Origin of the sequence: Leptospira perdikensis, assembly GCF_004769575.1 — a bacterium.
In the GTDB taxonomy this organism is placed as follows: Bacteria; Spirochaetota; Leptospiria; order Leptospirales; family Leptospiraceae; genus Leptospira_A; species Leptospira_A perdikensis.
Genome location: NZ_RQGA01000014.1, coordinates 651,080 through 672,095, shown reverse-complemented (window position 1 = coordinate 672,095; position 21,016 = coordinate 651,080). Strand labels below are relative to the sequence as shown.

Here is a 21,016-nt window from a genome sequence, read left to right as displayed (position 1 = left end):
ACACAAAGGGAATGTCATTAGCACAAGCAGTTCGAGATAAATTAGACATCCCCGACCTGGTAACAGGCGGGAAGTCGCTTAAAGATGTAACCGTTGATATCGCAAAACCAAACGAAGATTTTCCTACCAAACTTTGGTGGAACACCTTCCTTTTGGTTCTTACGATCACCCTGATTGACGTAGCCATCATCGGTTATTTGTTTTATGAAGGTCTTTACTTACTCGGGATCAACAACCCAGTAGGTTGGGGATTTTTCGTAGTAAACTTCGTATTCTGGATCGGTATCGGTCACGCAGGAACATTGATTTCTGCGGTTCTATTCCTCTTCCGTCAAGGTTGGAGAACGGGGATTAACCGTGCTGCGGAAGCGATGACAATCTTTGCCGTACTCGTTGCGGCATCGAACCTCATCCTTCACGTAGGTCGTCCTTGGCTCGGGTTTTGGTTGTTTCCTTATCCAAACGAAAGAGGTCCACTTTGGGTGAACTTCCGTTCCCCACTCATTTGGGACACGTTTGCGGTATCAACCTACCTTTCCATCTCAATGGTGTTCTGGTATTTAGGACTCATTCCTGACCTTGCCACACTTCGTGACCGTGCAACGGAAACTTGGAGAAAGAACTTATACAACGTTCTTTCTTTTGGTTGGGTTGGATCGGCGAGATCTTGGTCTCATTTGGAAATCGTTTCCATGATTTTGGCAGCTCTTTCCACTCCACTCGTTCTTTCGGTTCACACCATCGTATCTTTTGACTTTGCGGTTTCCATCCTTCCTGGTTGGCACACGACTATTTTCCCTCCATACTTTGTTGCCGGTGCGATTTTCTCCGGTTTCGCTATGGTAGTAACGCTCATGGTCATTGCTCGTGAAGTATTCAATCTTAAAAACTACATCACGATGAAACACTTGGACAACATGAATAAAATCATGATGGTAACGGGTCTTATCGTAGGTCTTGCTTACGGAACAGAGTTCTTTATCGCTTGGTATTCTGGAAACGAATATGAAGTGTTCGCGTTCTGGAACAGAGCATTCGGTCCTTACGGTTGGGCTTACTTTATCATGATTTCATGTAACGTATTGTCACCACAAGTATTCTGGTTCCGCAAACTTCGTTACAACATCCCGGTGATGTTTGTGGCTTCTCTTGTGGTAAACGTAGGTATGTGGTTCGAACGATTTGTGATCATGATGACTCTGAACCGTGACTTTTTACCGTCCAGCTGGGCCATGTATACACCGACACTTTTCGACTATGCAATGTTAATCGGAACTTTCGGTATCTTCTTTACTCTCTTCCTTCTCTGGTGCCGAATTATGCCAGTGATTGCGATTGCAGAAGTAAAAACAGTGATGCCACAGAAAGAAGGAGCACACCACTAGTATGTATCTTCCAAAATTAGAACAGTTTCACAAATATAAAGAAATGGATGAAGGAGTTCTCGGAATTTTCGAGACTCCCGAAGCAATCATGCATGCGGCAGAAAAAGCCAAAGAAAAAGACTACAAAGGATTTGATTGTATCCTTCCATATCCTGTTCACGGGATCGATGAAGCGATGGGAACTCCAAGATCTGGACTTCCTTGGGTCACTTTCTTTGCAGGTATTTTTGGATGCACGATCGGAATTCTATTCCAGTATCTGACTCATGCCCATGACTGGCCTCTCAATATCTCTGGAAAATCTCTCAACGCTTGGTTTGCCTATGTGCCAATCATCTTTGAATTAACAGTATTTTCTGCAGGGATTTACACTGTAGCTGCCCTATGTTTTTTAAGCGGTATTCCAAAAGCGACCCGACGAATCCTTCACCCGGATTTGACATCTCACAGGTTCGGACTTTGGATTCCAAAATCTGCTAAAGGTTATAACGAATCAGAAGTTGTTTCGTTCGTAAAAGGCCTTGGTGGAGCGGAAGTAACCGTGGTAAAACCGGAGAACCAAAAATGAAACAAAACATCTTTCGAGTTTTAGCACTTGCGGGATTCCTTGTTCTCGTGAATTGCGATTACAAAACTCCCGTTTATGAATACTTTCCTAGTATGTATGATTCTCCTGCACGGGAATCACAAGAAGCCGATTCCTTTGCAACTAATGGATCTGCTTCTCGAATCCCACCCAAAGGTGCGATTCCGGTAGGATACTTTCCATACCCTTATGCAACAGAAGCAACTCCTGATACTCTTCCAGGAGCTGACAAAGGATTAAAAAATCCAATCGCCAAAGCAAACTTAGGTGATCTTATGATTGGTGAAAAACGTTACCAAACCTACTGTACACCTTGCCACGGGGTAAGGGGACTTGGGAATGGAACGGTTGTAGGACCTGCTCCAAGGTTCCAACAATCACCTCCTTCTGTTGTTTCTGACAAAATCAGAGGTTGGTCCGATGGACAAGTTTATCATATCATTACTATGGGTCGTGGACTTATGGGAAGTTATGCTTACCAAATCGAACCAGAAGACAGATGGAAGCTCATTGCTTACATCCGAAAACTTCAAGAATATGAAGTTCAAAATAAAAAGGCGAACTAGGGGAAACTATGAGCGCGACAAAAGCAGCTAAACTAGACGAAAAATTACTGCAGTTCAAACTGCCAGCAAGCCTTCGTAATGCCCTCATTGCTATGATCGGAGTGGGAGTGGTGAGTTTTCTCATCGCTTTCCTCGGATTTGGTCATGAAACATCTCGTCATATGGACGAAGCAGGTCATTTCCACCACACAAACTTAGGTTACCATGTTCTACTCATTGGAACTTACTTTGTGATTGGTCTTGCCATCACAGGAATCTTTTTTACAGCAATCCAACACTTAACGGGATCTCATTGGTCTGTTACGGTTAGACGACTTTTTGAAACCTACGGACTTTTTACACCAATCGCAGGCCTTTTGCTTGTGGGTGTGATTTTTGGAATGCACGACTTATATGAGTGGGCTGATGCCAGTGTTCGTGAAAACGACCACCTCATCCACCATAAGTCGGGATACCTAAATCCAACAGCTTTCATCATTCGTTGTGTAGCTTTCATTGGAATTTGGACGATCTTCGCTTACATCTTTCACGGAAAGTCAGTAGGCCAGGACAAAGACAAGGTAGTTGATACTACTAAAACTTTGGCAAAGGTCTCTGGAGGATTTATCCTTTTCTTTGCACTTTCTTGGTGTTTCATGTCTTTCGACCTTCTCATGTCACTTTCACCACACTGGTTCTCTACTATGTTTGGTGTGTATGCGTTTGCAGGTGCTTTCCAAACATCCCTTGCTTCTTACCTAATTGTGATCGCAATTTTGAAGAAAAATGGATATCTCGGTGAAGCAGTGAATGAAAACCATTACCATGACATTGCAAAATTTCTTTTAGGTATGACTACTTTCTGGGCTTACGTGGGATTCTCACAGTTTATGCTCATTTGGTATGCAAACATCCCAGAAGAAACTTTTTTCTATGAAATGCGTATGACTGGTGGTTGGGGTTATACAACACTCGCACTTCCATTTGTGAAGTTTGTGATTCCTTTCCTTCTCCTTCTCAATCGTCCTAACAAAAGAAATATCGATTTCCTTTGGAAATTGTCTGTATGGATTCTTGCCGTTCAGTTCTTCGAACTATTCTGGTTGGTATTCCCTGCAAACTTCGAAAAATTTTCCATCCTTCACTTCGTTTTAGCTTTTGGTGGAACAGTGGGTGTTGTGGGAATTTTCGGTTTCTTTATCTTCAAAAAGTTGGAAAAACACAGCTTAGTTCCGGTTGGGGATCCTCGTTTAGATGAGTGCCTCCACCACCACCAATAGGAGAATGGAATTGAAAAACAAAATTGTATTACTAATGATTGTTGGAGCAAGTTTCACAGCTTGTTCTAAAAACGCAGAAGTGGCTTGGCATAAAAATTGTGATGCCAAAACAAACAAAGCAAGTTTGGATTTTACTGTTCCTTTGTATTCAGAAGCAGATTCTAACTCAAAAGTAGTGGAATTTGTTCCTGCTGGAACTGTTGTCAAAGTATTTGAAGCTCGTAACCACAACGTTTGGGCGCCGAAATATTTTGTAAAAGTGCAAACTGCAAAGAACGAAGGTTATATGAGCCCTCGTTGTTTTGTTGTGAACCAAGATCCAGAAAAAAGTGTTTGGAGATATTCCAAAGGCCTAGTAAAGGAGTATAACCCTTTTTACAGCCCAACAGACAAAGAACACTATCCTCGTGGATATGAGTATGGTAGCTTAAAAGATCTTCCGAAAGATAAGATTCCACTTTCCGACCTGACAAAAGGTTTGGAAGAAGTTCCTTACACAAACAAAAACATGTTAAAACAAAACTAAGATTTTTGCTAAGAAATATTAGGCGAGAGACAATCTCGACCTAACTTCTTTTAAAAAAAGACCCAAGGGAAACCAAGGGTCTTTTTTTTACCATCTAATCGAAAACTGAAAAACCTCGATTTTTTACTAAATTATTTAACGAATTAAACTATTTTTCCAAAAATAATAAAAATTTCTGTTTGTCAAAACTATATATCTTAGTTACTAAGATATATAGTCATTAAGATATTTCTTAAACTTTAAACCAATGGAAATTATAAATTTTAAAAAAACCACACGTAAATACTTTGAAACTGCTCTAGGTATGCATGAGGCAATTGCAAAAAAAGCCGGTCTTACAGGAACAGATCATAAATATTTAGGATACCTGATTGAAAACGGGGAAATGAGTGCTGGGGAACTAGCAAAGATCTCCGGCCTTACGACGGGAGCCATTACCGGTGTCATTGATCGGTTAGAGAAAAATAAATTAGTAAAACGAAAGTTTTTACAAGCAGATAGAAGGAAGGTGATGATTGTTCCTAATTTAGAAAAAGCAAACCAATTGTTTTCGCCAATTTTTAAAAAATTACAAAAAGATACTGAACTTTTGATTTCTAGTTTTTCAAGTCGGGAGTTAGAAGTAGTTCATCGTTATTTTGAATCTGCCATTGGAATTATGGAAAGAATGTCTAAAAAACTACAGGAAAAAAATGAAATATGAGTTATATGATAGAAAAGTCTTTTGTTATCGCTTCCATAATCGGGATACAAGATATGACATCTTTTGTTTTCGAAAATTCTTTATCGCTCGCTAAATATTCGTTACTCATCAACTTGTTAATCTATTTTTTAATGAATGGTGCTCAAATTTTTGAAACTCTCGTTTTTGTTCCGCGTTGGGCGAGTGGCAATCGACCCAACCTCCAGATTTTAAATACAGAGATCAAATCTGCCAATTTAAAATATTTTTGGATTTTGTTTCATTCTATTCATGAAATCATATTTTTAATATCCCTCGTGTTTTGTTATTCCATCGAAGGCATTGGTAATTGTTTGGTACTTTTGTTTCTCCTTCATATGGCTGTGAGGGTTTGGACAGTTATTTATTTTGCTGGGAAAATCATTAGGTTTCAGTTTTTGGCAAATACAATAGGCTCCCATTCTTTTGAGCTCACAAATGAAATTAAGAAGTGGGTTTTTTGGAATTACATTCGTGTTTCTATTTATATTGGAATTTCAATAATGATGATACCGTTGGTTGTAAAACTTTTAAAGATAAACGGATAAAACGTTCGCTTGAATGATATAATTGGTTTTGTATCTCTAAAATCGATACCAGTGGAATGTAGCAGTTGAATGAAAAATTGTCAGAAACATAAACAGCTTCTCTCTAAATTTTCATTTTCAGAAGAAGTTTATGTTTCTAAAAAACAAAAAGATTGGTTTGTTTTTAAAATCCCCAGAAAAGATCTTTTACTTTTCGGCTTCTTAAAGCAAGACCTACCCAAAGTAGAATTCCTACATAAACCGGAAAAAGAATATGGCTCCAAAGTGGATTTCCCACTCGAACATGGATCGCAATAGCACCGCCTAAATACCCTGTGAGTAAAAGGGCACCGAAAGCAGAAGTTTGTGGGATTGCATATAAAATTGTGATTACAAGTAGGATGGTTCCAATCGTTATCGATAGGGATCCAGGTATACCCAATTCTCCCATGGTTGTTAATACAATTTCTAATTCGGAAAGTTTACCCCAAGCATCGAAGAGTAAAAAAGCAATGACCAGACCGCTTAAAACCCTTCCCACCCAAAGTGTTGTTTTTGAACTTTTGATATCATTCATAAAATCTCCTAGATTTGATTCAATTGGTTTAGTCAGGAAAACAAATAGAATGGAATGTGATCAATAGAAAATTACAATATTTTTTTGTGTTATCGAATCAATGTTTAAACTAAAACTAAAGAGTATGTTTCGTACCTTTTGTTTTTACGTATCTTGACATTCCTTTTTTCTTTGTTATACTCGCTCGCATGGGTCAAAAACGGGCTATAGCCACCTCTGCATCGGAAGAACGATTGGAAAAACTTTTAGAAGAAAGACTGAATCCTGGCTCCAACCAAGAAATCATCGACAAACGGATTTGGGATCTTTTTGGCGAAACTTGGTGTGTGATGTTTACCGACCTTTCTGGATTTTCACGTGGTGTTGCCAAATTTGGAATCATTCATTTTTTACAAACCATCTATGAGTCACAAAGAATCCTTATTCCTGTGTTAGATGAGTTTGATGGAATCCTTATGAAAGACGAAGGGGATAGCCTTATGGTTCTCTTTCGAAATACTAACAAAGCCATTCAATGTGCGATTCATATGCAGAAGGCATGTAAACGTTATAACGAAGGACGAACGGCCGAAGAACAAATTTTACTTTGTGTGGGACTTGGGTTTGGAAAAATATTAAAAATAGGCGATACCGATGTGTTTGGAGCAGAGGTAAACGCTGCATCTAAGTTAGGTGAAGATACTGCGAAAGCATGGGAAATCTTAGTGACAAATGCCGTGAAAGAAAATGCTGATGAAACCACAGACTTTGATTTTGAAGGAATTTCTGAGATCCCACCAGGTTCCGATGGCGCGTATCGTTTGGTTTACACCTTGGAAGAACCGAAATGGGTTGTCTTATGACCATTTGGTCGAATTAAAGGAATGGTTTGAAATTTGATTTAGAAAGGAAATGATCTACCGATTGTGTTTTGGGTTTGTGTATTGTTATCATTCCATAAATTCATAAATCGAACGAATTTCACCGTTTGATTCGATGTAGGAATAAAGATCTTGGAACTCTTTATTTTGACAAAGGGTTCCTGAGTCTCCAATAAGAATTAAATGAGATTTGGCCCTTGTTAAAGCTACATTCAAACGTTTAGGATTCAATAAAAAACCAATTTCACCTTCTAGGTTAGAGCGAACTAGGCTCAAAATGACAATCTCTGATTCTCTTCCTTGGAAGGAATCTATAGTTTGGGTGATCCATCTACCTTGTGATGCCAGTACTAATTTTTCAACTTGGCCTCGATATGGAGATATAACGGTTATTAAATTGCTTTGAATTCCCAATTCAAACAATCTTTCGATCAACTGGATTTCTATATGATTGAAAAAACTTGGCTCTTCACCTTCTGTTTCTTCTTCGGAATCACTGCCGGCAGTATCAATCCAAAGGATGGATGGATTGGAACCTATGGCCTCAGAGATAGTGATTGTTGGATTCCATATTGCATCAGGATGGGTTAGAATTTTACTTTCGTAGTAAGTTCGATTGGGAAAACCAAGAATTTCTGCCTTCATTCTGAATTGTTTTTCTAAAAATAGAATTCGTTCTCCTGAATCAAATGCCACAGCTTTTTCCAAAAAACTATCGATAGTTTGGTGATCAGGGTGGGAGTAACTAGCGCCAAGTTGTTTCGGATCTCCAAAAAAGAAGGTTTTTTTACCAGCATAGAGTGCCATATAACAACCCGGATCTAAACTTTGAGTGGCTTCATCTACAAATACATAATCAAAGGTCCTACCTTTTCCCCATTCATTTCCAAATCCCGAAAAGGTAGATACTATGAGTTCTGCATCGTCGAGTAGCTTCGTTCTAATATTCGATTCTGCTTCTCTGATTGTGGAGAGTAAAAACTTAGCTTCTTTTCGGATTGTCTTTCGTTCTTCTCTTTCTTCTTTTCCAAAGTTACGTTTCCAAGCATTGGCTTTTTTCTGAAGTGCTTTTAGTTCGGTTTGCCAATTGTGAATTTGTTTTTGATCAGGATGTGTTTGGATGAGATGATCTATATGGTAGGGCAAAACATCTTCTTTGATTTTTGTAGAGTTTCCTAAACGAATCACACGAATTCCTTTTTTGATTGCAAGTTCTACAATATAATCGCAGGCAAAGTTTGTGGGACAAAGTGTCAAAACAGATTCACCCTTTGTTTTGATTTCCTGCACAGCTTGCATCAGTAAGGTGGTTTTACCTGTTCCTGGTGGTCCAAAGATAATTCCGTAGTCATGAATTTGAAAGATGCGTTCCAGTGGTGGTCTGTTAAGACTAGACTTAGGAGGCGTTGGTTTTTCACCGAGTCCAAAACCCAAAATCCAATTCAATTTTTTATGTGATTCACTACTTGTATCAGCTAATATTTTTGTGATGATATCATTATACAAGTCGTATGTGGATTCTTGGAACCACTTTGAGATTTGAAACTCAGTATCTTCCCATTCGTAGTCTCCTCGGATTTGGACGGTGAGTTTTGTATCGGATGTTTTATAAATATTTCCAAATATAGATTCTGTTTCGGATTTGAGGAGGACGGGAACTCCTGGTTTTAACCACTCTTTGGCTTTCGAAGAAGGAGAGATATTGAATTCCGCCCTCCATGTATTACCCACAACAAACTTTAAGTCTTCCAACTCGGCATTTTTAATCGCTTTGGAATCTTGACCTTTTTCTAAAAATATAAAACGTTCATAATCGCGTTCTTTTGATAGAATTGTTTTTATGTGTAAAATTTCTTCTTTTAATGAACCAAACGTTTGTTTTATGGTTCTTCCCATTCAATGTTCTCCAAGGTTGTAAAAAAACCATTTCTTAGTAGTGGCGCAAAATCTATAAAATCTGCTGCTTTTAAATATAAGGAATCTTCAATGGAGTAAGCTTGGATTAAGTTGTTCGCTGCTTCTTCTAATTTTCCCAGCCGGCAATGGGCACGGGCCAAAATAATCAGTGTCTCTGGATCAATTTCTTTGCAGAATTCGATATGAGTTTTAATAGAGGTGAGTCCATTTTCTGGGTCTTCCGCCTCCAGATAACATAAGGCTAATAAATCATAATAGAAGAACTCTTCTGGTTCCACCATCTTAAGTGACATTTTTAAAGAAGCGAGGGCCGAATTAAAGTCTCCACGAGAAAAATATAAAGACCCAAGTTCGGCCCAAATATCTTTTCGATCAATCCCGCGGCCATTACTTAAGTGTTCTTGCGAAAGTGCTTTTTTTAATACCTTAATCGCTTCCTCTGATCGTTCCATATCTTTTAGGAGAGAGGCAAGGAGTAGGTAGTTCTCCAAATAGGAAGGAAAATAGAGAATACTTTTTTGAAGTAGTACTTTGGCTGATTTAAATTTCTTTAATTTGATTAGATAACGTGAGTATACGGTGATACTTAACGGATGCGATGGATAATTTTTAATAATGTCTTGAAACAGGGATTCTGTTTCTTTTGGATTTCCTACTGCATACAAACACCAGGCTTTTTTCGCTTTGATTTTGATCAGTGCAGATTCGTTTTGTGTATGTGATTCACTTTCTGCGTACACGTTAAAAGCTCGTGTGAATTCCTTTTCCTCTTCCAGGAGTTTGGCTTCGCGGATTAGGGAAAAAAAAGAGCTCATACGCCGTTTTTTACTTCAGGAAATAAGGGATTCGCCGATGGGTAGAATAGGGAGTAAAGATTGTAAAAGGAGGTCCTATTATGGTTCCATCTACACCTATTAACTCAGTCGTCAATTTGCCGAAGGAAATTTTCCAGGCACAAAACCAACTCAATGAAAAACTCATGAAGTTGGCTGTGGAAGAAAAAGTAGGCTCAAACGCAAAAAGCGAACGGTTACTCGACATTTACTGTTAATTAATCTACCCGGGTTTCTGGATTGAAGACAGGTCGTTTTCTTTCCATAAACCCACCGATGGCGGAACGAAAATCTTTAGAATCGAGCATACTCGCATTCCAAACCGCTACATAGTCTAAACCTTCGTCGATGGTTTTTCCTATTCCATGGTTTAGCACTTGTTTGACCCCACGGATGACAATAGTCGGGTTTTCTGCAATTTCTTCTGCTGTCCTGAGTCCAGCTTGAAGTAGGGAATCAAAGTCTTCCGTCACTTTTGTCACAAGTCCCATCTGATAGGCTTCCTCGGCACTAATATCTTTTCCAGTCAGAGCCAATTCTCTAGTATGGGCATTCCCAATCAAATGAGGGAGTCTTTGTAAGGATCCCATATCGGCAACGATGGCTACCTTGGATTCTCTAAGTGAAAAACTAGCATCTTTTGACGCATAACGAATGTCACATGCAGAAACTAAATCCAGCCCACCACCGATACAATGTTTTTGAACGAGGGCAATGGACGGTTTTTTAGAATTGTAAATGGCATTAATTCCCTTTTGCATTGTGAGAATCAGTTGGTAGAGTTTTTCTCTACCGTCAGCAAATTCTCCTTGGAAAACTGGTTTGAATTCTTGAAAGAACTCTTCCAAATCAAGGCCTGTTGAAAAAGATTTTCCTTTTGCTGCGATCACAAAACAATGAATTTGTGGATCAGCATTGATCTCTTCCACCATATCGGGAAGGTCTCGCCAAAAAGGCCAATTCATGGCATTACGTTTTTCTGGACGATTTAACCAAAGAATGGCTACATTTTTTCTTTTTTCAATTTCGAAAAATGGAGAAGGGTTCATACGTTTGTTTTTTCCTTTAGCCAAAGTTTTTTAGAAACTAACAAATACACACCGAAGAGGATGAGCGCAATGGAGATATATTGTGACTGAGAAAATCCATGCCAGTAGTAACCAGTAAGGAAGGTAGGATTTCCGTTGGCATCTGGAATGTTCACAAGAGTCGGTGGATCAATAAAAGGGATGACTGCTTTGTTCACACGTAAGAACTCAATGATGAGCCTTGCAAATCCGTGAATGATGAGAAACTGTGCACCAATACTCCATTTACGAAAGTTTTGGTATCTTGCCCAAAATTGGAAATAAGCGAAGTAACCAAAGGCCATAAGCGATTCCATTACAGGAGTATTCCAAACAGGTACACCAGATGGGTGAGCACCATGGAAATCAAAAACAAAAAATGGGATCCTCGCGTCAGTGGCAAATCCATAACAACCATCTCCGCTCACAAAACATCCTAATCTTCCAATCGCATAACCCATACTAATTGCTGGTATCACTGCATCATAATAGGCACCGATGTCTAGTTTGTGGTGTCGGAAGTAGAGAGTAATGAATAACCATCCAAAAAGAAGGCCACCAAAGAATACAAGGCCACCACCGCTAAAAAGGGAAGACCAAAGTCCAGGATGTCCCGGAAATCCGTTCCAATGTGTGAGTGGATAGGTATACTTTCCGTCATAGCCGGGAACATCAATAAACACTTGGTCCCAAATTTCAAAGATAAAGAATATTTTGGCACCCACTAAGGTACCTAAAATCCCAAGGAAAATCAACCAATCGGAATGGCTCGGATCCAATTTTTTTCTCTCCAACTCTTTGGGGAGGAGGTAGGAACCAACAAGAAAGGCTAACATCATAAGAAGGCTGAAAGTGGACAAACCCTCCCAACCAAAGGGATTCGGAATCGGAATTCGATCTAACATAGGGGAAAGAGTAAAATTTATGCCCATGGGGGAAAGGAGAATTTAAAACCGACGAAACCTGGAAATAAGGGAAAAAATTAGCTTGACTCTAGATAGTTTAATATTAAACTATCTCTTATTGATTTAAGGAGAACCATATGTTCGATTACCTATTTTCTACTTCTGGGGACATCATCCCCCTAATCCTACGCATCACAGCTTTTGTTGTGATCTTCCCACACGGTGCCCAAAAACTACTCGGTTGGTTTGGTGGATACGGATTCAAAGGAACTTACGGATTTTTTACAGGACAAATGAAGTTTCCTGGAATCCTCGCGGTTCTTATCATTTTAGGTGAGTCCTTTGGACCTGTTCTTTTACTCGTTGGGTTTTTAACTAAATTTGCTGCTGCCTCCATTGCGATCATTATGATTGGTGCTGCGGTTCTTGCCCATAGACAAAATGGATTTTTTATCAATTGGAACGGAAACCAAAAAGGCGAAGGGTATGAGTTTCATATTCTTGCCGCGGGACTTCTCATTGCCCTCGTAGTGGGTGGTGCTGGTGTGTATTCTGTTGATTTTAATTTAATCGGAAAATTCTAATCACCAATTTCGAACTGGTTCGACCTTTGTCTTTTGTTTATCACAAGCAAACAAGGGTTCGAACCAATCTTCATCTAATCACCCTTAGGAAAAAAAGAAGAAGTTGTTTCTCTCTTTGAATGTATCTTCCAGAGAATCAATCTAAGTTAATATATTCTTCGGGATCAAGTGGTGCATCCAGTCCGATTCTCACTTCATAGTGGACGTGAGCTCCTGTTGCTTTTCCTGTTTGTCCTACAAGGGCAATTTTATCACCCCGTTTGACACGATCTCCCGGATTGACTAGAATCAAAGAACAGTGACCATAAAGAGTAAAAAAACCGTTTTCGTGATTGATACGAACTGATTTCCCAAGACCACCAACTGCTGTGTCTACAGCAATGATTCCAGGGCCTGTAGCATAGATCGGAGTTCCTTCCCCAGCGGCAAAGTCAATCCCCGAATGGTACTCACCCACAGGTAAAATTCCAAAAGGATCACTCCTATACCCGAAGGTAGAAGTCACAACGCCCACACCAGGTTTTAGAGGTCTACCCCTAGGCATGGAATAAAATATACTCTCCCTCATCGAAAGATAATCAATGGCATTTTGAAAATTCGGCACAAGGTTCCCAAGTCTAACACCAAACTGAGTGTAGGTGGTCACAACTTGTTGGAACAATAAGAGATTGGAATCTAGTTCGCTTGCATCTTTACGAAATTCTTCTTTTAATAAATAATCTTGGGTGATCATTTCTTTTTCAGGAATTTCTTCCCAAGCAAGAAGGTTTAGAGATTCGGCAGTCGACTCTAGTTCTTCTACAGAATCTGTTAAATCTTGTGATAGAAGGTCATAAAACAAAAAGGAGACGAGTTGGGTTTCCGTTTTTTTCTCTAAGGATAGATTGCGATCAAAGAAGAAGGAAAAGTAAAGGAGTAGGCCAAAGGATAGGAGAACCAGAGAAATAGAGAGTCCGAATAAAAACCCGAGCATTCCGATGGAGATCTCAATTTGGGCAAAAGGTTTTTCGTCGTTGGGGATGAGGACAAAGCTCACTTTTTCCCGACTACGGGAAATCCATTTTTGGGCGCGTTTTCGCCAACGTAAGTGTGCAATTTGGAGCCTTTCGTAGGCGGTTGTGACGTAAGTTTCTGCCAATGTTCGTTATTCCGCCAATTTTTTCCTTGCCCATGCCATTTTTCAAGGGAAAGTGGATGAATCCAATATGTTTAAATTTCTCACTTCTCTTTTCAGAAAGAAAGCCGACTCTGTCGATTCCTTTTTGATGTACCCCGAGGGAAAGAGATACTATCGAGAAACCCATTCCATACGCAGGGCCAATATCGATGAAGATGCCATCAAAATCATCAATCGATTGAACAAGTTTCGTTACAAGGCCTATTTAGTCGGTGGAGGGGTCAGAGATCTGCTTATGGGCAAACGCCCAAAAGACTTTGATATAGTCACAAGTGCGACTCCAAACCAAATCAAAAGGATCTTCAATAACTGCCGAATCATCGGTAAACGATTTAAAATTGTACATATCATTTTTAAAGGTAAAATTATTGAAGTGTCTACGTTCCGATCACTACCGGAACATCGTTTGGAAAAACACAAAGCAGAAAACGATTATCTCATCAAACGGGACAATTCCTTCGGTACAGCAAAGGAAGACGCGGCAAGACGCGACTTTACCATCAATTCCTTGTTTTATGATCCTAAAAACGATTCCATTTTGGATTACGTTGGTGGGTTCGAAGACATCCAAAAGAAAATCGTTAGGGTCATTGGTGATCCAGATATTTCCTTTAAAGAAGATCCAGTTCGTATGTTACGAGCGGTTAAGTTTTCTGTTTTACTCGGACTCGATATCGAGAAAAAAACCAAACTGGCAATCAAAAAGAACCGTTTGGAACTCGAGAAATCGTCTACTGCAAGATTATTAGAAGAATACAACAAAATGTTTAGAACTTGGAAAACTTCGATCATCTTCGAAGGCCTTGCTGAGAACCATTTGCTCGATGTACTTTTCAAAGAACCTGCTGATAAACTAAAGAAAACGGATCCGGAGTGGCGTGAACATTTTATGGAAACCCCACTTGGAAAAAGACTAGCAGTCACTGATAAACTTCTCTCCGCAAGAGAAGAGATGACTCCAGCTATCTTTTATTCGTTAATTTTCTATGATATCGTAAAAGATCTTTATGAAAATGACCGTGGTCACCTAGCGCATAACATTAAAGAAAGTCTCCAACCTGTTTTCGAACGTATGGGAATTCCTAAACGAGAACAAGACAATTTGGTTAAGATTTTTATCAGCCAACCAAGGTTCCAGGTCACTGATGATGAAAAAGAAAGACAAAATTCCTTTTTCAAAAAGAAGGATTACTTCTACGATGCGTTTATGGTCTATAAGATCGTAGCGATTTCGGAAGGAAATGAATCCGCAGTCCAAACCGCTTTCTTTTGGGAAATTTCTTTACGACAAAGACCAAAACCTGACAGCCATCAGTTTGGGCAGCAGAATCGTAAAAAAGAACCTAACAAAAAACGCCCACCCAGAAAGAAACATCGGGACAGAAGAGGTGGTGGTTCCCCAAATCAGAACCAAAACCAGTCTGAGTCTCAACAATCAAATTCTTCTGAACCGAAGGAACAAGAATCTCGACAAAGACGAGAGGCTTCCTCGGAAGTTGAAGAAACCGAAGACTAAAATCGGTTTTTTGATTCCCTTCTTTCAGCCAGGCTCCTCACTTCGATGAGTCTGGTGGAGCGAGAAAAACCCATTCATTCTTTTTCTGAAAAATGAATAAAACCTCGTGTTTTTGGTGAATAGGTTTTTCCCACTTTCCAAAATGCAACCCCAGGTTTTCCACTTTCCAATCTTCCGATCATTGTCACAGGAATTCCGGCTAGTTCCGTTGGTAGAATTTCCGGAGAAAGAAACAAAAGTTCTAATTCTTCTCCTGAGCCCAGACAAAGATCTAAGCCAAGATGAGATAAAGCGAGTGAATCCAAAGGAAGGGATTCGATTTGAATTTTCAATTTTCCCTTAGAAGCGATGGCCAATCTTTCGGCATCCTGGATGAGACCATCGGTGATATCCATACAAGCGTGGATTTTGAATTTTTTGAGTGTATCTAGGATCGCATAACGAGACTTCGGAGAAAGGTGGTGTGTAATGGCATCTATATACTTACTTTCTTTCGATTTCTTTTTTAAAGTTTGGAAACCCAGTTGGCTTTTGCCGAGAGATCCGGTGACATAAAGATAGTCTCCCGGTTTTCCCCCAGAACGAAGCCAAGGTCGCTCCACTGTTCCCACGACGGTAAGTGTCAATTGAGTTGTAGATGCCGAAAAGGTGTCGCCCCCCGCTAGTTTCATTCCATATTGGTCTAAGGATTTACGAAGTTCTTTGGAAAAGGCGCGAATCCATTCTTTTTTACGAGAGAGGGGAGATAGGCCCAGATTTAGGAAACATTCTTTGGGTCTTCCACCAGAAGCGGTGATGTCGGATACATTGACTTCCACTAGTTTTCGTGCCAGAATCTGTGGAGAAGACCACTCATGGAGGAAATGTGTGCCTTCCGAAAGGGAATCCGTTGTCACTAATCGGTTTGGGGCCAAAAAGTAACAATCATCTTCGGGCGGAGGGGTTCGCCCAAACAAAGTGCGTATAATTTCGGATTCTTTCAAAGTTAGATTCCAATAAATTTGTTTGACCCGGTGTGAAAACCGAAAATCCTGACATAAAAGAGGAAAATCTCGTACTTATGGAACTATTGTCTAAAGCCCACAAGACCCCTTCTATCGCAAAAGAAGCCGTACAAAAACAGTGGTTTGTTGTGGACGCAACTGATAAGACTCTCGGAAGATTGGCAAGTCAAGTAGCTTCCCGCCTTCGCGGAAAACACAAATCTACCTTCACTCCTAACCAGGACTGTGGTGATAACATCATTATCGTTAATGCTTCTAAAGTGGCTGTAACAGGTCGCAAAAGAGAACAAAAAATTTACTACCACCATTCACGTTACCCAGGTGGTATGACTGCGATTGCATTTCATAAACTCATTCAAGAAAATCCGGAAAGAGTGATTATGGAAGCGGTTAAAGGAATGTTACCTAAATCTAAGTTAGGTGACCAAATGTTGAGAAATTGCCGCGTATTCGCTGGTAATGACCACAACTTGGGAGCTCAAAAGCCCCTAAAACTGGAGTTGAAATAATATGGCGCAAAAAGCAGTTTGGGCAGTAGGCCGACGCAAAACATCCGTTGCACGTGCAAAAATCGCATCTGGAACTGGTAAAATCACAGTAAACCACAAAGATGTAAATGACTACATTAAAAACGGAGAACACCTTGTTCGCCGTGCTCTTGAGCCTCTTTTAGTTTTAGAAGCTCGTGATAAGTATGACATTGCACTTAATGTAACTGGTGGTGGAGTTGTTGGTCAAGTAGGAGCGATTCGACATGCAGTGGCTCGTGCACTCGTAGCTTTCAATGAATCATTAAAACCTACTTTGAAAAAAGAAGGTTTTCTCACTCGAGATAGCCGTATGGTGGAACGTAAAAAATACGGTCTACGCAAAGCTCGTCGAGGAACTCAGTTCTCAAAACGTTAATCGGAAATCCTCTTTTTTTCCGATACGAAGCCTCCTCCGGGAGGCTTTTTTTTTAGGTAGGTAAAAACTTGAACCGACTAGTATTCTATTTTGCCTTTGCTCTTGGAACCTTCGCCAGCAGCTGTTTTTTATATTCCATCGTAATTTTTTGCCAAACCTTAGATGCAGTGAAAGGGTTCTCGGGGATCGTATTCTTCTTTTTGTTTTTACCTTTTCCTATTTTTTTCTTATACACAGGTTACTTACTCGATCACTATTCCAAAAAGTGGGTTGTTGTTAGTTTCCAGTTTTTTCTTTTTTTCGCTAGTTTTTTGTTAGGTGGTTTAACTGGAGTTTTTCAAACTTACCCATTTTTATTGTTACCTCTGGCTTTTGTGAATGGAATTGGAATGACAACGGTTCTCCCCGGTAGGATGGCCATTTTACGAGAAGTGATGGAGTCACATCGGTTAGTCTTTCATACAATTGCAGGAAACTTACTTTTGATTTTTGCTTTCGGAATGAGTCCGCTTGCTGTGGGTTGGTTTCGGGAAGGGAGAGGGTATTCTAGTTTATTTTTGGTTTTAGCTGGTTTTCACTTTCTATCAATGCTCGCCTTTACTTTGTTACGAGATTCGAATTCCAAAGAAAAGATAAAGTCCCTAGGTGCCTATGACAAAACCGCAAGTTTTCCTTCTCTTACATCCAATCTAAAAACCATTTTGGATTTTTTAAAAACAGATCCCGTTTCTAGACAGGTGATGTATATGACCATCCTCAGTATGCTTGCTCTTGGACCCATCCAAGTCATCTTACCTAAATATGTTCGCACAGAACTAGGACTCGGAGAGTTGGCACGGGGGACGGTTCTTGTATTTTTAGGGCCGGGCCTTTTTTTAGGCGGGATTTTAACGATTCTTTTTCATCATGTAGAGCGAAAGGGTCTTATTTTACTGATTGTTTTTTCTTTATCCTCTTTGTTCTTTCTGGGATTTGTTCCATTTGGGAAAGCTTCCGCTACATCTTTGTTTTTATTTTGTTTTGGCGTTTCTGGAGGAGTGCTTTCCAGCCTTCTTCCGGCCATCTTACAAAAGCGCACCGATGATGGAATTCGAGGACGAGTCCTATCTCTCTATACGGTTTGTTTCCAATTCACACCAGCTGTTTCTGGATTTCTGGCAGCCCTACTTGCGGACACCATCGGTTCGCAACTGACCTTCGGAATTTTGGGTGGAATATTTCTCTTTTTTGCCTTAATTTCCTTTCTCCAATACAAAGAATTACGGCAGAGTTAACTTCTAATTTCCTTGCCCTAGGAGGTGAAACCGATTTCGCTGTAAGTGTATGATGTCGAAAACCGTCCGCGAAATTGCAGAGTTGTATACTAGTTACTTCAAAGGGAAAGGCCACACCATTGTGCCTTCCTCAAGCCTTATCCCGAAAGGGGATCCAACACTTTTATTCACAACCGCCGGGATGGTTCAATTCAAACCTTTGTTTACAGGAGCCGTGGAGTTACCATACACTCGCGCTGCTTCGGTTCAAAAATGTGTTCGTACTACCGATTTAGAGGTAGTTGGGAAAACAGAAAGACATTGTACTTTCTTTGAAATGCTTGGAAATTTTTCCTTTGGCGATTATTTCAAAAAAGAAGCCATCGAATACGCGTTAGATTTTTCATTAAACCACTTACATATCCCCAAAGAAAAAATTTGGGTGACCATTTACTTAGATGATGATGAAGCCAAAAAAATTTGGATGGAAGCCGGAATTCCTGAAGAACGAATTGTAAGGCTCGGAAAAAAAGATAATTTTTGGGGGCCTGCCGGAGATAGTGGGGCCTGTGGTCCTTGTTCTGAATTGTATTTGGATCGTGGCCCAGAAAAAGGTGGCCCGAATTGTGGAAACAATCCGGATTGTAAACCAGGTTGTGACTGTGATCGTTATTTAGAATATTGGAATTTAGTATTCAACCAATTTAACCAAACGGTATCTGGAGAACTCCTTCCTTTAAAACAAACAGGAATTGATACAGGATCTGGCCTCGAACGAGTGGCTATGTTACTACAAGAAGTGGATTCTGTTTACGATACAGATGAATTAAAATCCATCATTCGTAAAATAGAAGAGTTATCCGGAAAAACTTACGACGAATCTACAAAACAATCTTTCCGAGTAATCACAGATCATTCCCGTTCCGTATTCTTTTCGTTAGGGGATGGGATTTATCCTGATCGTACGGGACGTGGGTATGTGATTCGTAGGCTCATCCGAAGAGCCTCGCTTTTTGCTAGAAAACTAGGAATCCACGAACCATTTTTATACAAACTAATTGCGACACTTCGCGATTTATATTCAGTTCGGTATCCTGAACTGAAAGACAAAGCGAAAGACATTGAATCCATCTTAAAAAAAGAAGAAGAACTCTTTTTACATACTTTAGAAGTGGGATTGGAAGAATTAGAATCTTTATTAAGCCAGTTAAAATCAAATGGCCAAACTCTGGTTACTGGAAAAGAAGGATTTCGTTTGTATTCCACTTATGGGTTCCCGCGTGAAATGACAAAGGAACTTGTGGAAGATCGCGGGTTTGGTTTCGATGACTTGGGATTTGAAGCCGAACTCGAAAAAGATCGTGATCTATCGCGTGCTAGTTGGAAAGGAAAAAAAGTCCAATACCTAACTGGCCTTAGTGCAAGTGCGGAACTCAAAACTGAATTTTTAGGATATACGGCAACCAAATCACCGGCAAAAGTAATCTATCTTTTTGTAGATGGGAAGTCAGTATCCGAGGCAAACCAAGGATCAGATGCGGTTGTGGTTCTCGACAAAACTCCATTTTATGCGGAGGGTGGTGGTCAGATTGGAGACTGGGGTTACTTCAAAAAAGAGGGGTTCCAGTTCCAAGTCCAGGACACACAAAAAGAAAACGAAACTTTTTTACATCTCGGAATCATTTTGAAAGGGAAAATCTCTGTGGGGGAAACCATTGAAGCAGAGATAGACACAACTCGTCGTCAAAATTTAGCAAACCACCACTCCGGCACACACTTGCTAAATGGAGCGCTTCGAAGAATTCTCGGAACCCATGTGGCACAAAAAGGTTCCATTGTTTCTTCTGATTATTTGCGATTTGATTTTTCACATCCAAAAGCACTTTCGGAAGAAGAAATTATCTCTATTGAAAAAGATGTGAATGAGGCAGTGAATGCCAAAATTCCCGTCAAAACAGAAGTGTTGGATATCGATACGGCAAAACAATCAGGCGCCTTATCTATGTTTGATGAGAAATATGGAAGTTCAGTTCGTGTGATTTCTATGGGAGATAAGTCCAAAGAATTTTGTGGGGGAACCCATGTATCGAACACAAAAGAAATCGGATACTTTGCTATCATCAAAGAAGGAAGTCCTGGAGCCGGAAACCGTAGGGTCGAAGCCATTTGTGGGGATTCAGTGATTGAATACTTTTTATCACAGTTCCAAACACTGGCGGCAAAAATAGAAACCCATAACTTGTCGGCCAAAGAAACCTTTGGAGATTTGAAGGAGTTTGGGATTGTTTCTCCAGTGCCAGCTCCTGAAGACCTACAAAGCCTTTTTGTGAAACAAGGAAATGCGGCAGTTGAACATTTACGTAAACTTCGAGAGGATTTAGAAACGGAACTCGAAGAAAAGTCTGGTTCCCTTTTCAAAGCAAAAAAGAAAAAGGAACAATTGAGTTTTCAAATGAATCCAGAACTTGTGGATGGACTTCTGAAGAAAGCACATTCATTTTCCAAAGGAAAAGTGGTGACAGAAGTTTTTGAAGCAGTGGATGCAAAAGCTTTAAAGGATTTAGCTGACAGTCTCAAAGCCAAAGAACCAGAAATTCTTTGTTTGTTTGGAACGAGAGATGGGGATGTTAGTACCCTTGTATTTATGTGTAATAAGGTTCTGAATGAAAGAGGAATCCACTGTGGGGATCTATTAAAAGAAACCTTGGTGATGTTAGATGGTAAAGGTGGGGGAAGGCCCGATATGGCACAAGGTGGCGGTAAAAAACCAGAGAGCCTTGGTGCTGCTTTGGAATTTGCCTTGGACCTTTCCAAAAAGAAATTAGGATAACAGACATTAAGGTAAGT

22 protein-coding genes are annotated in these 21,016 nt (G+C 40.0%); 15 read left to right on the top strand and 7 right to left on the bottom strand.

Annotation, left to right across the window (positions count from 1 at the left end; all coding sequences use genetic code 11):
* The first annotated feature begins 11 nt into the window (after positions 1-11).
* The 7 genes from nrfD to EHQ49_RS15940 all read left to right on the top strand — a co-directional run bounded on the left by nrfD (position 12) and on the right by EHQ49_RS15940 (position 5,591).
* Entirely contained in the window at positions 12-1,385 is a 1,374-nt protein-coding gene (gene nrfD, locus EHQ49_RS15970) for an NrfD/PsrC family molybdoenzyme membrane anchor subunit (protein ID WP_135580616.1), read from the top strand.
* Between the two features lies 1 nt (position 1,386).
* Entirely contained in the window at positions 1,387-1,953 is a 567-nt protein-coding gene (locus tag EHQ49_RS15965) for a DUF3341 domain-containing protein (RefSeq protein ID WP_135580615.1), read from the top strand.
* The gene (locus EHQ49_RS15960) at positions 1,950-2,537 is read left to right on the top strand and encodes a c-type cytochrome (RefSeq protein WP_135580614.1); all 588 of its coding nucleotides are present in this window, start codon (positions 1,950-1,952) and stop codon (positions 2,535-2,537) included. The genes EHQ49_RS15965 and EHQ49_RS15960 overlap by 4 nt, the downstream gene beginning before the upstream one ends.
* 8 nt (positions 2,538-2,545) lie before the next feature.
* Positions 2,546-3,796 (top strand): hypothetical protein, encoded by a 1,251-nt coding sequence (locus EHQ49_RS15955; protein ID WP_135580613.1) that lies wholly within the window; start codon positions 2,546-2,548, stop codon positions 3,794-3,796.
* Between the two features lie 10 nt (positions 3,797-3,806).
* Complete coding sequence (locus tag EHQ49_RS15950) at positions 3,807-4,322, top strand: Lsa16 family lipoprotein adhesin (protein WP_135580773.1); 516 nt, start codon at positions 3,807-3,809, stop codon at positions 4,320-4,322.
* A gap of 247 nt (positions 4,323-4,569) precedes the next feature.
* Positions 4,570-5,025 (top strand): MarR family winged helix-turn-helix transcriptional regulator, encoded by a 456-nt coding sequence (locus EHQ49_RS15945; RefSeq protein ID WP_135580612.1) that lies wholly within the window; start codon positions 4,570-4,572, stop codon positions 5,023-5,025.
* Complete coding sequence (locus EHQ49_RS15940) at positions 5,022-5,591, top strand: hypothetical protein (RefSeq protein ID WP_135580611.1); 570 nt, start codon at positions 5,022-5,024, stop codon at positions 5,589-5,591. Before EHQ49_RS15945 ends, EHQ49_RS15940 begins: the two co-directional genes overlap by 4 nt.
* Positions 5,592-5,754: 163 nt before the next feature.
* On the opposite strand, the gene EHQ49_RS15935 is transcribed toward EHQ49_RS15940, so the two are convergent.
* Positions 5,755-6,147, bottom strand: a complete 393-nt coding sequence (locus EHQ49_RS15935) for a DoxX family protein (RefSeq protein WP_135580610.1) — start codon at positions 6,145-6,147, stop codon at positions 5,755-5,757.
* Between the two features lie 188 nt (positions 6,148-6,335).
* Here EHQ49_RS15935 and EHQ49_RS15930 point away from each other — a divergent pair, with 188 nt between their 5' ends.
* Complete coding sequence (locus EHQ49_RS15930; protein WP_135580609.1) at positions 6,336-6,989, top strand: adenylate/guanylate cyclase domain-containing protein; 654 nt, start codon at positions 6,336-6,338, stop codon at positions 6,987-6,989.
* A gap of 87 nt (positions 6,990-7,076) precedes the next feature.
* Here EHQ49_RS15930 and EHQ49_RS15925 read toward each other — a convergent pair whose 3' ends face one another.
* Both EHQ49_RS15925 and EHQ49_RS15920 read right to left on the bottom strand, forming a co-directional pair.
* Positions 7,077-8,903 carry an AAA domain-containing protein gene (locus EHQ49_RS15925; RefSeq protein ID WP_135580608.1) on the bottom strand — a complete coding sequence of 609 codons (1,827 nt, stop codon included), beginning with the start codon at positions 8,901-8,903 and terminating at the stop codon, positions 7,077-7,079.
* Positions 8,888-9,739 (bottom strand): tetratricopeptide repeat protein, encoded by an 852-nt coding sequence (locus EHQ49_RS15920; RefSeq protein ID WP_135580607.1) that lies wholly within the window; start codon positions 9,737-9,739, stop codon positions 8,888-8,890. The genes EHQ49_RS15925 and EHQ49_RS15920 overlap by 16 nt, the downstream gene beginning before the upstream one ends.
* Positions 9,740-9,819: 80 nt before the next feature.
* On the opposite strand from EHQ49_RS15920, the gene EHQ49_RS18745 reads away from it, so the two are divergent.
* Complete coding sequence (locus EHQ49_RS18745; RefSeq protein ID WP_167483019.1) at positions 9,820-9,975, top strand: hypothetical protein; 156 nt, start codon at positions 9,820-9,822, stop codon at positions 9,973-9,975.
* Here the strand turns inward: EHQ49_RS18745 and EHQ49_RS15915 are convergent, their stop codons facing one another.
* Together EHQ49_RS15915 and EHQ49_RS15910 are read right to left on the bottom strand one after the other, a co-directional pair.
* Positions 9,976-10,806, bottom strand: a complete 831-nt coding sequence (locus tag EHQ49_RS15915; protein ID WP_135580606.1) for a crotonase/enoyl-CoA hydratase family protein — start codon at positions 10,804-10,806, stop codon at positions 9,976-9,978.
* Entirely contained in the window at positions 10,803-11,729 is a 927-nt protein-coding gene (locus EHQ49_RS15910) for a prolipoprotein diacylglyceryl transferase (RefSeq protein WP_135580772.1), read from the bottom strand. Before EHQ49_RS15910 ends, EHQ49_RS15915 begins: the two co-directional genes overlap by 4 nt.
* A gap of 137 nt (positions 11,730-11,866) precedes the next feature.
* Between EHQ49_RS15910 and EHQ49_RS15905 the strand changes: the two genes are divergently transcribed.
* Positions 11,867-12,313, top strand: a complete 447-nt coding sequence (locus EHQ49_RS15905) for a DoxX family protein (protein ID WP_135580605.1) — start codon at positions 11,867-11,869, stop codon at positions 12,311-12,313.
* Positions 12,314-12,449: 136 nt separating this feature from the next.
* Here EHQ49_RS15905 and EHQ49_RS15900 read toward each other — a convergent pair whose 3' ends face one another.
* A complete protein-coding gene (locus EHQ49_RS15900) occupies positions 12,450-13,451 on the bottom strand; it encodes a M23 family metallopeptidase (RefSeq protein ID WP_135580604.1) in 1,002 nt (333 codons plus the stop codon).
* A gap of 67 nt (positions 13,452-13,518) precedes the next feature.
* Between EHQ49_RS15900 and pcnB the strand changes: the two genes are divergently transcribed.
* Positions 13,519-15,006, top strand: a complete 1,488-nt coding sequence (gene pcnB / locus EHQ49_RS15895; RefSeq protein ID WP_135580603.1) for a polynucleotide adenylyltransferase PcnB — start codon at positions 13,519-13,521, stop codon at positions 15,004-15,006.
* A 74-nt stretch (positions 15,007-15,080) separates the two neighbouring features.
* Here the strand turns inward: pcnB and thiL are convergent, their stop codons facing one another.
* Complete coding sequence (thiL, locus tag EHQ49_RS15890; RefSeq protein ID WP_135580602.1) at positions 15,081-15,989, bottom strand: thiamine-phosphate kinase; 909 nt, start codon at positions 15,987-15,989, stop codon at positions 15,081-15,083.
* Positions 15,990-16,066: 77 nt separating this feature from the next.
* On the opposite strand from thiL, the gene rplM reads away from it, so the two are divergent.
* The 4 genes from rplM (at position 16,067) to alaS (ending at position 20,999) form a co-directional block, all read left to right on the top strand.
* Positions 16,067-16,519, top strand: a complete 453-nt coding sequence (rplM, locus tag EHQ49_RS15885) for a 50S ribosomal protein L13 (protein WP_002973943.1) — start codon at positions 16,067-16,069, stop codon at positions 16,517-16,519.
* A gap of 1 nt (position 16,520) precedes the next feature.
* On the top strand, positions 16,521-16,916 hold the full coding sequence (gene rpsI / locus EHQ49_RS15880) for a 30S ribosomal protein S9 (RefSeq protein ID WP_135580601.1): 396 nt from the start codon (positions 16,521-16,523) through the stop codon (positions 16,914-16,916).
* 68 nt (positions 16,917-16,984) lie between these two features.
* Complete coding sequence (locus EHQ49_RS15875; protein WP_135580600.1) at positions 16,985-18,190, top strand: MFS transporter; 1,206 nt, start codon at positions 16,985-16,987, stop codon at positions 18,188-18,190.
* A gap of 49 nt (positions 18,191-18,239) precedes the next feature.
* Positions 18,240-20,999: an alanine--tRNA ligase gene (alaS, locus tag EHQ49_RS15870; protein ID WP_167483018.1), complete on the top strand. Its 2,760-nt coding sequence runs from the start codon at positions 18,240-18,242 to the stop codon at positions 20,997-20,999.
* Positions 21,000-21,016: the final 17 nt, after the last annotated feature.